Source organism: Metabacillus sp. GQ13, from assembly GCF_059758525.1.
Window position 1 is genome coordinate 51,519 of record NZ_JCAXET010000006.1, and the last position, 12,623, is coordinate 64,141.

The following is a 12,623-nucleotide window of genomic DNA, read 5'->3' on the forward strand; positions in this document are numbered from 1 at the left end:
ATTTACTCGCGTAAAAGAGACTGATCTCCTATGATCAGTCCACAAACCTCATCTATTCCTTTTCAACTTTCTCAGATGCCTTTAACGTTACAGTTAAAACATCGCCTTTTTTTACAACACTATTCTTTGTTATACTTTGTTTCACAACATAACCTGAACCTTCAGGCTTAACCGTTAAATCTAATAACTTTCCAAATCTCATCACATCTCGCTTAGACCATCCAGACATATTTGGCATTTTCACCTGTTCAGAAACTTGTAGCATGACCTTCTCATTTAGGATAACCGCTGAATTTGCTTCTGGATTTTGGGAGATTATCTTTTGGCCGCTTCCTAAGACAATTGGCTTTAATCCCAATACTTCTATCTGTTTTGTTGCCTCAGAAGTGTTCATATTTATAAGGTTTGGTAGCTTTAGTTCTTCTTTTGCGACTTTAATATCACTCGCACTTTCATCTTCTGATGGAGTAATTTTCATATACTGTAAACTATTTTTCATAACTGTATTAAAGATCATTGAAACTGGGACCGATCCTGCTTTACCTTCTAGTTTTGGCTTTTGTACTGCCACGTAGACAATCAATTCAGGATCATCTTTTGGTGCCATTCCTAAGAAAGAAAAGATGTGATTATCATTTCCGCTGAGGTATCCACCTTCTGTTGAATAGATTTGAGCTGTTCCAGTCTTCCCTGCAACTTGATAACCTTCAATTCGAAACGGTTTGCCTGTACCCTTTTCAGAGCTTACAACTGTTTCCAATAGATTTAAGACTTCTTTCGAGGTCTTCTCAGAAATTGGCTGGCCAACAACTGATGGTTTCGTATCTTTTACAATAGTGTCTTTATCCTTATCAACGATTTTTTCAATAATATATGGTTTCATCATTTTTCCATTGTTTGCTATCGCTGTTGCTGCTTGCACTTGTTGAATTGGCGTTACAGCAGATGCTTGTCCAAACGATGTTGACACTTTATCACGATGGAATTCGTAGTTTATATTGCTATTCACTTCATTCGGAAGATCAATGCCTGTTTTTGAGGTTAATCCAAATGAGTTTAAGTATTGGTACAATCGATCAGTGCCTAACAGTTTATCTGTGATGTAAGAAAATGCTACGTTAGAAGACCGTTGAACTCCTTCATCATAAGTGATTTCACCCCAGCCTGATCCATTATGGTCAAAGATATCTTTTCCTTCAACTGAATAAGAACCTGACTTAAACGTTGCATTGCCATTGTAAACACCTTCTTCAATTGCTGCTGCTAGTGTGAAAATTTTCATTGTTGATCCTGGTTCATACGCATAGGAAATCACATCATTATTATAAGACGTAATATTCCTTAAATTAGGATCAAAACTTGGACGCTGACCCATTGCCAAAATCTTTCCTGTTTTCGGATCAGCTACAACTCCAATCACTTTTTCCGGAGTGAATTCATCGACTACTTGATTCATAGCGTCTTCTAAGAAGGTTTGAATTTTTTGGTCGATTGTTAAATAAACATCATTGCCGTTCTGTGGAGCTATAATTTCATCATCACTATTAGGGAGCTTCCAATTGTAAGAGTCCTTTTCAAACTTTATAACGCCATCTTCTTCATGTAAATACTTTTCTAGCGTTTTTTCAAGCCCCATCATCCCGACGGTTTCACCGTCATCTTCTTGTTTTTGTGCGTAACCAATAAGGTGAGAGGCAAATAGCCCGTTGGGGTAGAACCTCTGAGTATCCCTTATAAAGGTTATCCCAGGGAGTTCTAGTTTTGCAATTTCCTCTTTTAGAGTATGACTAATGTCCCGTCCTGCAGAACCAAATTCTACCTGATAAGATTCTTTTGATAAAATTTCTACGACTTTGTTTACTTCCATATTTATTAATGGTGCCAGTTTTTCTGCCGTTGCCCGAACCTGGACAACATGCTGCGGGTTATCAGGGTCAGTTGTAATTTCATCATCCAGTATTGCCACAAGCTTATAGGAAGCTTTATCCTCAGCAATCACTTCACCTTTGCGATCTAATATTGAACCTCGCTCTGCTTCAATTATTCGTTGACTTTTATATAGCTGTTCAGCTTTAGAAGCAAGAGCCTCTCCATGGACAGTCCCTGTTGCTTGGATATAAAAGAAACGAATAAAAATGATAAAGAAGAACAATGTGATAATTAGTGATAGTATTGCCGCTCCTCTGTTCATATTACTATTTTTTGGTGTTAATTTCATAAAGGGCCTCCTTTATTGAAGGTAAGGGACAGGGCCACTTACTTTTTTCCATACCTGTAAAGCTAACTGTTTTAACAGTAAGAACTGTAGATTTAATGCTCTATCCCTTAGCACGTTTTTTGAAATGAATGTAATAAACACTTTAGGTAAAATACCTGCAAATGGGGTTCCTAACAAAGAATAAAAGAATCTCAGCAAGATTGTTCAATTTACAAAAGACTTTAATCATTATATCACGATAAACAATCTTAGGATAAAAAAAAGCTGGCTACACGTACTAATTTAGCGTAGCTCAGCTTCTTTATATATTTTTTACTATACCAAAAATTTATAAAATTCTAGTACAGTGTGTATTATGCTTCAACATCCTACTCAACCCCCTCGTAGAAAAAGGAAAATCACTTTTTCTAGGTCATAAGCAACTGATAAATTGAAGGAAAGGTCACCTTTATTTCATCAGCGTCTTATGCTTGTCGGGGCTGTTCCAGGCGCTTCCGCTTTTGTTCGACATCTAGCTCCACCGCCTAGCCCCTCGAGGTCATAAACCGCTGATGAATTGAAGGAAAGGTCACCTTCATTTCATCAGCGTCTTATGCTTGTCGGGGCTGTTCCAGGCGCTTCCGCTTTTGTTCTTATTTAACACTTTTCACATTGTTTTGATCTAATGTTAATCCGAGCTCTTTAGCCTTATCCCAGATGCGGTCGTATGTACTTAATTCTTCAACTTGTACATGGAGGTCACTATTAAGCTTAATTTGTTCTTCAATTTTAGCTTCTGTTTTTTGAATCTTTATATTTGCATGATATACGCTGTAGCTCTTTGCAATTATATTAACGGCTCCTACAACTAAAAGAGATATTAATAATACGTTTAGTATTTTTTCACCAAGCGTGATCGACGCTCTTCTTTTGATAATAATTGGTTCTTGTACAGGCATTGTTTGTTGTTGATGTTGTTCCTGTCTTTGTTGTTCTAATCTCATCGCTAAATTGTCCATAAATGTAACCTCCTTTATATTCACAATAACTCATGAACTGATTAACGCTTGATAGCCAGCTCTGATCACTCTAAGATGTAGTAACATTGAATTACATTTATATACTTGTGCTGCTACAAACTGACTTATCTTACGCTGTACAAGACGCTTTTTAATATTTATATTTTCTCAGCTATTCTTAACTTTGCTGACCGCGCCCGGTTATTTTCTTCTAATTCATTTTCTGATGGAACAATAGGCTTTCTAGTAATAATATTTACTATTGGTTCATAACCTTCAGGTAAAAATGGCATATTACGAGGAAGCTCTAATGGTGTAGCAGCTTCTTTGAAAGCAGATTTACAAATTCGATCTTCCAAAGAGTGGAAGGTAATAACACTAACTCTTCCCATTGGTTTCAGTAGTTCAATTGATTGGGCAATTGCTTCTTCGAAGACTTTTAATTCATCATTTACTGCAATACGGATTGCTTGAAAAATTCGTTTTGCTGGATGGCCACCTTTTCGCCGAGCTGGAGCAGGTATTCCCTCTTTAATAATTTCTACTAATTCACCGGTTGTCTGAATAGGTTCCTTTTCTCGATGTGCTTCTATCTTTCTTGCAATTTGTTTTGAGAATTTCTCTTCACCGTACCTATAAAAAGTTCGAACTAAGTCTTCAAACGACCAATGATTTATAACATCATAAGCTGAAACTTCTGATTGCTGGTCCATTCTCATATCAAGTGGTGCATCATGATGATAGCTAAATCCCCGTTCAGGCGTATCCAATTGTGGTGAAGACACACCAAGATCAAATATGATACCATCTACCTTTTCTACTCCATGCTCTGCAAGCTTTTCTGCTAAGAAACGAAAGTTACTCTTAATAAATGTCACTTGTCCCTCATAAGCCGATAATTTTTCCTTTGCACTTGCTAAAGCAATATCGTCTTGATCAAACGCATAGAGATGACCCTTTTTTGATAATTTAGAAAGTAGATAGCTACTATGTCCCGCTCCACCTAAAGTGCAATCCACATATATACCATCTTCTTTAACTTGCAGTCCTTCGACTGTTTCTTTCAATAATACCGTTGTATGTTCAAACATTAGTTGTACCACCTTTTCAAATTATCAAATTAATTTATTTTAGCTTGTCCATTACTACTTATTTTTTGCTGTTAAACAGGAATTTTAAAAAATTCAGTATTTGATTACTGGTCAGCGACTAGTACACTCCAAAAGATTAGCCTACACCGAAAGGAAATACTCTTCGTGTCTCCTTTGCCTCATACTGAGTGCTCCATTTCCAATAATAGCTGAACGAATGCTTGCGCTTTTCTTACTTAAGTGAAGATTATATATCAAAATCGATCATATTTTCAGCAATTTCTTCAAAAGAATCTTCCTGTTCAGCAACATAACTTTCCCAATTGGACTTGCTCCATAACTCAATTCGATTTGAAACGCCGATAACAACACATTCTTTTTCTAGTTTTGCATATTGCAGTAATGGTGTGGCGATATTGACACGACCTTGTTTGTCTAATTCACATTCGGTCGCACCGGAAAAGAAGAAACGGGTAAATGCACGAGCGTCTTTCTTTGTTAACGGGAGAGCTTTGAGTTTTTCTTCGATTACATTCCATTCACTCATCGGATATCCAAACAAGCATTGATCTAGACCTCGAGTAAGTACAAAGGCTTCTCCTAGTCCGTCTCTAAATTTAGATGGGACAATCATTCTGCCTTTTAAATCAATGGTGTGATGGTATTCTCCCATAAACATGCTCGTTGCCCCCACTCTCTACTCTTTTATCACCACTTCCCCCCACTTATCTCCACTTCTCATTTTACAGTTCTTTTCACAAAAAAAAAACCCTGTATTAACAGGATTTTAAAAAAGTTTTATTTAAATTTTGACAATTTTATGTTTTTCATTAAAGGAATATGACAGATTTAGCAGTTCTCCTACAAATTCCGGTCCGAATTTATTTAAATAGTAATAAATATTCCATATTCTCTCTTGCGGATGTAAATTAGGAATTAAGGATAATTCAATTGCTTTATACTTTGCAAGTTGTGATTCATGTTGTTGCAATTTATGCTTATTTACACTGTGATTAAAAAAGTCTAAATGTTCTTGAATAAATTTGCCGTTCTTTTTTAACATTGGCTCTAAACTAGGATCAATCTTTAAAGCTGCTTTAATTAAGCCATCATGTATGTCAGCTACTTGATTCTTTGCATCTTCAATTAGTGGATCTAGATCAATTGGTGATACTGATTGTAAAAACGTTTCAATTGATTTTTCTACGCCGTTATGTAAAACATCCTCTAAGGCTATATCTGCTTCATCTATATTTCGATTAATCGATCGCTCTAATAATGTAATTGTCAGTCTAGGTAATACAGGGGGCATTTTCAATTCCATAAGAGAAAACACCTGCTTCAACTCTCCCCAATAGGTAACCTCACCTGGTCCAGCGATAAATGCCAATGTTGGAAATAAAAATTCTTGCATAAGCGGTCTAGTTACCACATTATTACTCAGTTTCTGTGGATTTAATTCGATTAAATCATGTAGTTCAGATATAGATAAAGTTAATCCTATTTCATCTATCACAAATTCGTCGTTGTTTTTCCTTTCAAGAAGAAACCGCTCTCCATTATGATGATAAAAAAGATTGGCACTATTTTCAGGCATCTCAATAATTGGACGATAGTTTTCATTACGCATTTTCGTTTGTTGAGAAATGACCGAATCATATAGACTACTATTATGATTGACAATAGATCGGAAACAAGACTTTTCAAGTTTTCGAAGTTCAGGGTCCCCTGAATTAATGAGAACAAGTCCTTCATTCCGAAATAGGTTTAGTACTACATATTCAAAAAATTCAACATATGTAGAAGATTTATGTACAGCGTTTGATAAATGATCTAATAATTGATTTGTATAATTCGTTTCTCCAAAAGTCTCAAAAACCTGTTCAATCCATGCTAAGGTTTTTGCTTGATTTAAAGGATGGTCGGAGACTGATTGCTTTTTAAGTGGAGAATCCTTTATAGCAATTTTTTTTGGAACGTTGTCTTTCGCTGCAAAAATATGATTAATCTCTACAAAATCATGATCCTCACCCGCAATCCAAAAAACAGGAATTACAGGTATGCACAATTCTTGTTCTTGCTGTCTTGCTAAAACAAGAATTGAAACGATTTTATGTATCGTATACAGAGGCCCCGTTAAAAGTCCTGCCTGTTGGCCACCTATGACTACTACACTATCTGGGTGCTTTAATCTCTCAATATTTTTTAATGACTCATGATAATTATCAGAAAAACGTTTTGCATATTGCTTTAGATATGTAGACATCTCTTCCCGCTGAAAGGAACGTTTTTTTAAATCAGCTGCTCTTGATTGAAAAACCTCTTTTGAATGAACATTATAGTCAAAGAATGATTCAACATTTAATTTTCGGTCTACAAAATCATTCATAAATTGATTAGAAGAATGAAGGGAGAGTTCTAAAATCTCCATATATGTAACTTCCTTTCTAGATTTAAGTCATAAAAAAGCTTTATTGCAAAGTTTGTTATTTTCGTCCAAAGGGTTCATACACAAATGCTGTATTGTGTTCTATTCGCTTAATTAGATTAAATTTATTGATAAGTAGCCTGTTGTTCTGTGGGCAACAAACTTAAAAAGGATCCTAACAGTACTTATGATTGACTACGATGCTAATAAATACAGAATTATTTATCCATTTAGTTAAACGATGCCAAGGATGAGTATAGCATTTATACGTATGAAACAAAAAAACTTTGCTCGTAAAAAATGAGAAATCCACGAATTTCACATCACGTTTTACTTTTCGATTGTAAAAGAAGCTATAAAAAAATTATATAAATAAGTTTTCTATCACTCCTGAAGTTATCCCGTAAATCGTTAGCACGATATAACTGATAAAAAAGAATAAAAATGAAAATCTCCATACCCTTTTTGATACTTTTTTTAGAGTAGGTTGCTTTGTTTTTTTATTCTCAATATAATAAACAATACACATTAATCCTGCTAGGCCAAGAATAATATAACTAAAATATGATTGCTCAAAAATAGATACTAGATGAAAGTGTACTGAAACAATAAAGAAAAAAGTGGATAAATCTATTGTCCTTAGAATAGCTTTCCGTTTATTTTTGACAACTAACCTTACAATAAAAAATAAACATACCAAACTAACTACTGGTAGAGCAAATGCTATTGAAATGACCCATTTTACTATATCTATCATTATGCTCCCCCTACTTTGCCTCAATCCCTTTAATCGTATGATACAAAAATGTAATTAGCGGAATATCTGTTTTATTCTCACTCGCTTGATGAATTAGATATCCTAAGATCGCATCAATTTCTGTTTGCTTCCTTAACACAATATCTCTATACATAGAGGACTCATTTTGAGCTGTGTTTTTACATATTCCTTGGGTATGCGTCCATAACGATTCTTCATACTCCATTAACTCCAGTACTTGGATAATTTCTTTAAATATATTCTTGAATAATGAATAAAAATGAGGATTATCTAGTAAGGCACCATTTTTCACCTGCAAAATAGCAGTAAGTGGATTTATTGTTGCATTAACAACCAGCTTTTCACTGAGTACTATTTTCCAATCCTCCTTTAAATCGAAAGGAAAATTAGGATTATGCTCTGCTAACAGGTATTCAATTACCTTTATCCCATTATTACTTCGCCTATAATAGGCGATTTTAGTTTGGCCAACTCCTGTATGTTCAACAGAATGTTTATTAATTCGACAAGCTCCATGCTCTACAATACCTAGTATAATGTTGTGCGATGTTAATCTGTTCAAACAAGGCAAATGTCCCATTCCATTTTGTAAAAATAAGATTGTCCTAGAAGTAAGATTAACTAATTCAGAGATAACTGCATTCAGATCATATTGTTTTACTGTCACGATAAGTAGAGGTTCATGATACGTTCTGGAATGACTTGCAAACAGCCCAACATTTGAACAGATTCCATTTTTTAACACTGATATTCCCTTTGAATTTATTTCTTCTGATTGTTGCTTATGATTTGTGTAAAGTGTAATTGTATTTCTTTTGGATAAGTAATAGCTATAAAGAAGGCCTAATGAACCAGCTCCAATAATTCCTATATCCATATTCCACCTACTTTCTACCTTAATTTATCTCTTTTTTCTTTACAACTATGATAATTGGATATTTTTAGCTTCATCATAACAAAAAAGGAGTCAATTTTACTATACTTTTGTCTGACTTTTCAAAAAAGAGCTTGGAATAGTTTCTCAAAGATTTGAAAGCGATTAATCTTTTTAATTCCATCAAATCCATTTACCATGATATAATATTTTTAATGCAACGACTTATATCTATCGATTAAACAAGTTAATTAGAAATTAATTTATTAGCATCAAGGGGGAATATCGGTGTTAAAGGTTGAAAGATTGTTAATTAATTATAAAACATTAGAGGAATTCAAGAAATTTAAAGAATATGGGATTCAGGAGCTGTCAATGCTTGAAGATCTCCAGTCAAACATAATTGAAGACGATAGTGATTCACCTTTTTATGGGATATATTATGGTGACAAGTTGGTAGCGCGAATGAGTCTCTACCGTGTTAATAAAAAATTCGATCACTACTTTAGTCCAAGTCAAGATTACTTGGAGTTATGGAAATTAGAGGTTTTACCAACTTACCAAGGGAAAGGCTATGGTCAGGCACTCGTAGAATTTGCAAAATCCTTCAATTTACCAATCAAAACAAATCCTCGGGTTAAGTCGCAAGATTTTTGGTCGAAAATGAAGTTTGAACAGGTGAAATACGATATGGAGCGTGACAAAGGAGAAAATCCGTTGATTTGGCATCCTGCTGGGCTAAGCGTTCAAACTTAACTTGTTATACCCTAAAAAAATAGCTGACTTTTTTAGGGTAATAAAGGGTAAATATAATGGGCTGACCTAAGATTTAGGTCAGCCCATTATATTTATTTTTCTACTCGCTCCAAGTTGCCGTTTTTATCCATTTGAAACTTTACTTTTCTACTTCTTTCATCCTCTTGGAGTATAACCATTTTTCTTGCACGGTCCATAATTTCAATTAAAGCATGATAGTCCTCTTCAATTACTTGTAAATTATTTGTTAGTGTTACATTTTCTTGTTGAAGTTCAGCTACTTTATCTTCCAACTCATTAATTCTATCTGTTAAATGCCTATTTTCCTGTTGAACCTCTTGCATTGAAGGTGCCTCTTCATATTGTTGAAGAAAAGAAATTAAATCTTTAATTGTATTTTTAGATTGGACTGTTGACTGTCTGTCATCTTCTAAATTAATAGGATCTTCTCTAAGCTGCTCTTCATCCTGCTCTTGTGGAAGAGTTCTAAGTTCTTTTCTTTGTTTTTTGGCAACTTCAATTCCAGTTTTATATTGCTTGCGGACGTGAGAATTCCATCTAAAACCACAAGCAGCTGCTGTCCTTGATAATTTCCTTCCTACCTCTTCAAAAGCAGCAAGCTGTGTTGCACCCTCACGAATATGCCTAAGTACAACTTCAGCTAATAATAAATCCTCATCTTGTGTCCATGCATCTTGTCGAGTAGTAGTCATCTCTATAGTCCCTCCATTAGTCACTTTTTTTCTATACATATGCAACTAATAGAATAGATAGACTAAATACAAGTCTATTACTGATTGTAAAAAAGAAATATGAGCTAACTCACCATGGATATATCTGGTAAATGAACAATACTATACTAATATTCGTCACAATTTAATCAAGATAATCACTTTTTCATATTATTAGCTTTCTTTATCAACTCTTAGCTATAAAAAGAGCGTAATCAATTTCTCTATCTTACAAAAACGCAAGTGCCCGAATAGCTACCGTATGAACAGAAACACTCCGTAAGAGATAAAAGCAAACAAGAAGAGGTGAACGGATTGATTCGATGTTGATTTGGATTTAGGGATAATGGCACCGGTCTCTGGATCTAGATACCACACCAATTATAAAACACTTCTACTCTTATAAGCCAAAAAAAGCGTGAGAATCAAATAGATTCTCACGCTTCCTTAGTTGTAATTAAAAAATTATTTACTTACAACTTCTCTGCCTTTGTATGTTCCACACGCTTTACATACACGGTGAGCAAGTTTGCTTTCACCGCAGCTTGGGCATTCTACCATACCAGGTACTGATAGTTTAAAATGTGTACGACGTAGTCTTTTTCTTGTTTTAGAAGTTCTTCTAAAAGGTACAGCCATTATTCCCACCTCCTTAAAGAGCATTGCATAGTTTAAATGAATCCGGTAAAAATCCGGCTTCTTCTGTGTTTAAGCTAAAAATTATTAGCTTTCGTCATTTTCGAAGAATTTAGCTAATCCTTCCAAGCGAGGGTCTATCTTGTTATTCTGATCTTCTTCAGAAATAACCTCCCAGTCCTTACCTGATTGAGGAGCAGCTCCTTCTACATTTGTAACATCGTCACAGAATACTTGCATCGGAATTTCTAATATAAGGATTTCTTTGATAATAGGTGTTAAATCAACAATATCACCTTCAGCAAGATGAAAATCCCCATCCGTATCATAATCTGCTGGTTTTAATAAAAATGTTTCTGTTGTATCAATTGAAAACGGATATTGAACATCCACTAATGTTCGAGAACAAGGTAAAACCATTGAACCTGAAATAGATAGATGGAACGTTACTTTTGTTGAGCTAAGATCAGCTCTACCACTAACGCGAACTTTCGAAATATCACGAATGTCTGGATGACTTGTAACTAGATCGCTTAAATCGATTTCTTCTTCAATATTCAATCCCTTGCTTTGCAATTGATTCAGTTGATTAATTGTCCACTTCAACGTGTATCACCTCAAGGCAACAAAGGTAATTATAGCCTTCGCAATTATATTTGTCAATATTTTTTCTTTACAGTACCAGTATACATGAGAAACAATTTTTTTCAAAATCGCTTGTCCTATTTTACTTATAATCAAAGCTTTAAGCAAGCATTTCTTGATAATTAGTTTAAATATTACTCTAAGTGTCATAAATCCTTTAAGGAATTATGGTTTTTAAGAGTAAAAAGTAAGGAAATGTTTATTGAATGCATTTTATATCCTATAATGAATTAAACAAATAAACTTTAAACGTGGTGATTATTTGAACTCTTTAGGTCTAGTCGTTGAATACAATCCATTTCATAATGGCCATTTATATCATTTGACAAAATCCATAAAAAAAGCAAAGGCAGATATTGTTATTTCAGTTATGAGTGGAAATTTCCTTCAAAGAGGAGAGCCAGCACTTGTTTCAAAATGGGAAAGAACAAGAATGGCATTACATTGTGGGGTTGATCTTGTCGTTGAGCTACCTTATGCTTTCGCAACTCAAAAGGCTGAAACATTTGCAAGTGGTGCTGTATCGATATTAGATGCCCTACAGTGTAAGTCGATTTGCTTTGGAAGTGAGTCTGGTGACATAACTCCCTTTCTAACTGCTAATGAAATACTGAATCAATCCAATAAGCAATATAACGAGTTAATTAAACAATTCATTAAAACAGGCGTAAGTTATCCTACTGCTAAATCACTTGCGTTTAAGGAACTTACTTCAGAGGTTGATGTAGTCGACCTAACACAACCAAATAATATCCTTGGCTTTTATTATGTAAAAGCCATAAGCGAGCAACAATCAACAATCAAACCGTTCACAATTAAGAGAACATCTGCAGGATATCATGAAACAGACTTTATTTCTCCCACAATCGCTAGTGCTACAAGTATAAGAAAAGCTTTATTTTCAAATGCCGGTCCCATTACAGATTATGTACCTGAAGATACATTACGAATCATTAATGAGTATGAAGATACTTGTACGCTACATAACTGGGAAAGCTATTTTCATTTATTAAAATACACGATTATGACCATGAGTGAACAGGATCTTCTTAGGATTTACGAAGTAGAGGAAGGGTTAGAAAATAGAATCAAGAAATATATCTTAGATGCACATAGCTTTCAAGATTTTATGAACAAAATCAAAACGAAACGCTATACTTGGACAAGACTACAGCGACTTTGTACACATATCTTAACAAGAACAACAAAACAGGATATGAGTTTTATTAATAAAACTGAAACAGCTCCTTATATCCGTTTATTAGGAATGTCAGCTAATGGACAAAAGTATTTAAACGCTCTAAAAAAACATATAGAGATACCGATCATTTCGAAACTTTCTGCTTTTCAACATCCACTATTAGAAATTGATCGAAGATCGGCAGCTACTTTTAATATGATACTACCTGAACCACTACGAACAGAAAAACTAAAAGCTGAATATTCAACACCACCAATTAGATTATAA

General features: G+C 34.4%; 12 protein-coding genes. 2 read left to right on the forward strand and 10 right to left on the reverse strand.

Features of this window, described 5'->3' with window-relative positions:
* Window positions 1–52: 52 nt before the first annotated feature.
* The 7 genes from AC6CHR_RS08865 to AC6CHR_RS08895 all read right to left on the reverse strand — a co-directional run bounded on the left by AC6CHR_RS08865 (window position 53) and on the right by AC6CHR_RS08895 (window position 8,390).
* Window positions 53–2,218, reverse strand: coding sequence for a penicillin-binding protein (locus tag AC6CHR_RS08865; protein ID WP_498248263.1), 2,166 nt, complete (start codon window positions 2,216–2,218; stop codon window positions 53–55).
* A gap of 632 nt (window positions 2,219–2,850) precedes the next feature.
* Window positions 2,851–3,216, reverse strand: coding sequence for a cell division protein FtsL (ftsL, locus tag AC6CHR_RS08870; protein WP_498248264.1), 366 nt, complete (start codon window positions 3,214–3,216; stop codon window positions 2,851–2,853).
* Between the two features lie 158 nt (window positions 3,217–3,374).
* Entirely contained in the window at window positions 3,375–4,307 is a 933-nt protein-coding gene (gene rsmH / locus AC6CHR_RS08875) for a 16S rRNA (cytosine(1402)-N(4))-methyltransferase RsmH (protein ID WP_498248265.1), read from the reverse strand.
* Between the two features lie 247 nt (window positions 4,308–4,554).
* Entirely contained in the window at window positions 4,555–4,986 is a 432-nt protein-coding gene (mraZ, locus tag AC6CHR_RS08880) for a division/cell wall cluster transcriptional repressor MraZ (RefSeq protein WP_498248266.1), read from the reverse strand.
* Between the two features lie 123 nt (window positions 4,987–5,109).
* The gene (gene bshC, locus AC6CHR_RS08885) at window positions 5,110–6,738 is read right to left on the reverse strand and encodes a bacillithiol biosynthesis cysteine-adding enzyme BshC (protein ID WP_498248267.1); all 1,629 of its coding nucleotides are present in this window, start codon (window positions 6,736–6,738) and stop codon (window positions 5,110–5,112) included.
* A gap of 361 nt (window positions 6,739–7,099) precedes the next feature.
* Window positions 7,100–7,492: a DUF3397 domain-containing protein gene (locus AC6CHR_RS08890; protein ID WP_498248269.1), complete on the reverse strand. Its 393-nt coding sequence runs from the start codon at window positions 7,490–7,492 to the stop codon at window positions 7,100–7,102.
* A 10-nt stretch (window positions 7,493–7,502) separates the two neighbouring features.
* Window positions 7,503–8,390 carry a 2-dehydropantoate 2-reductase gene (locus AC6CHR_RS08895; protein WP_498248270.1) on the reverse strand — a complete coding sequence of 296 codons (888 nt, stop codon included), beginning with the start codon at window positions 8,388–8,390 and terminating at the stop codon, window positions 7,503–7,505.
* A gap of 285 nt (window positions 8,391–8,675) precedes the next feature.
* On the opposite strand from AC6CHR_RS08895, the gene AC6CHR_RS08900 reads away from it, so the two are divergent.
* Window positions 8,676–9,143, forward strand: coding sequence for an N-acetyltransferase (locus tag AC6CHR_RS08900; protein ID WP_498248272.1), 468 nt, complete (start codon window positions 8,676–8,678; stop codon window positions 9,141–9,143).
* Between the two features lie 92 nt (window positions 9,144–9,235).
* On the opposite strand, the gene AC6CHR_RS08905 is transcribed toward AC6CHR_RS08900, so the two are convergent.
* The 3 genes from AC6CHR_RS08905 to AC6CHR_RS08915 all read right to left on the reverse strand — a co-directional run bounded on the left by AC6CHR_RS08905 (window position 9,236) and on the right by AC6CHR_RS08915 (window position 11,116).
* Window positions 9,236–9,856, reverse strand: coding sequence for an RsfA family transcriptional regulator (locus AC6CHR_RS08905; RefSeq protein WP_498248273.1), 621 nt, complete (start codon window positions 9,854–9,856; stop codon window positions 9,236–9,238).
* A 483-nt stretch (window positions 9,857–10,339) separates the two neighbouring features.
* Window positions 10,340–10,513 carry a 50S ribosomal protein L32 gene (rpmF, locus tag AC6CHR_RS08910; protein WP_498248274.1) on the reverse strand — a complete coding sequence of 58 codons (174 nt, stop codon included), beginning with the start codon at window positions 10,511–10,513 and terminating at the stop codon, window positions 10,340–10,342.
* A gap of 84 nt (window positions 10,514–10,597) precedes the next feature.
* Window positions 10,598–11,116: a YceD family protein gene (locus tag AC6CHR_RS08915; RefSeq protein ID WP_498248275.1), complete on the reverse strand. Its 519-nt coding sequence runs from the start codon at window positions 11,114–11,116 to the stop codon at window positions 10,598–10,600.
* A 301-nt stretch (window positions 11,117–11,417) separates the two neighbouring features.
* On the opposite strand from AC6CHR_RS08915, the gene AC6CHR_RS08920 reads away from it, so the two are divergent.
* Window positions 11,418–12,623, forward strand: a complete 1,206-nt coding sequence (locus AC6CHR_RS08920) for a nucleotidyltransferase (protein WP_498248276.1) — start codon at window positions 11,418–11,420, stop codon at window positions 12,621–12,623.

What these genes read in the sequence shown, in the direction of transcription:
- AC6CHR_RS08865 (WP_498248263.1), bottom strand. Translation starts at nt 2,218, where the DNA reads ATGAAATTAACACCAAAAAATAGTAATATGAACAGAGGAGCGGCAATA.
- ftsL (WP_498248264.1), bottom strand. Translation starts at nt 3,216, where the DNA reads ATGGACAATTTAGCGATGAGATTAGAACAACAAAGACAGGAACAACAT.
- rsmH (WP_498248265.1), bottom strand. Translation starts at nt 4,307, where the DNA reads ATGTTTGAACATACAACGGTATTATTGAAAGAAACAGTCGAAGGACTG.
- mraZ (WP_498248266.1), bottom strand. Translation starts at nt 4,986, where the DNA reads ATGTTTATGGGAGAATACCATCACACCATTGATTTAAAAGGCAGAATG.
- bshC (WP_498248267.1), bottom strand. Translation starts at nt 6,738, where the DNA reads ATGGAGATTTTAGAACTCTCCCTTCATTCTTCTAATCAATTTATGAAT.
- AC6CHR_RS08890 (WP_498248269.1), bottom strand. Translation starts at nt 7,492, where the DNA reads ATGATAGATATAGTAAAATGGGTCATTTCAATAGCATTTGCTCTACCA.
- AC6CHR_RS08895 (WP_498248270.1), bottom strand. Translation starts at nt 8,390, where the DNA reads ATGGATATAGGAATTATTGGAGCTGGTTCATTAGGCCTTCTTTATAGC.
- AC6CHR_RS08905 (WP_498248273.1), bottom strand. Translation starts at nt 9,856, where the DNA reads ATGACTACTACTCGACAAGATGCATGGACACAAGATGAGGATTTATTA.
- rpmF (WP_498248274.1), bottom strand. Translation starts at nt 10,513, where the DNA reads ATGGCTGTACCTTTTAGAAGAACTTCTAAAACAAGAAAAAGACTACGT.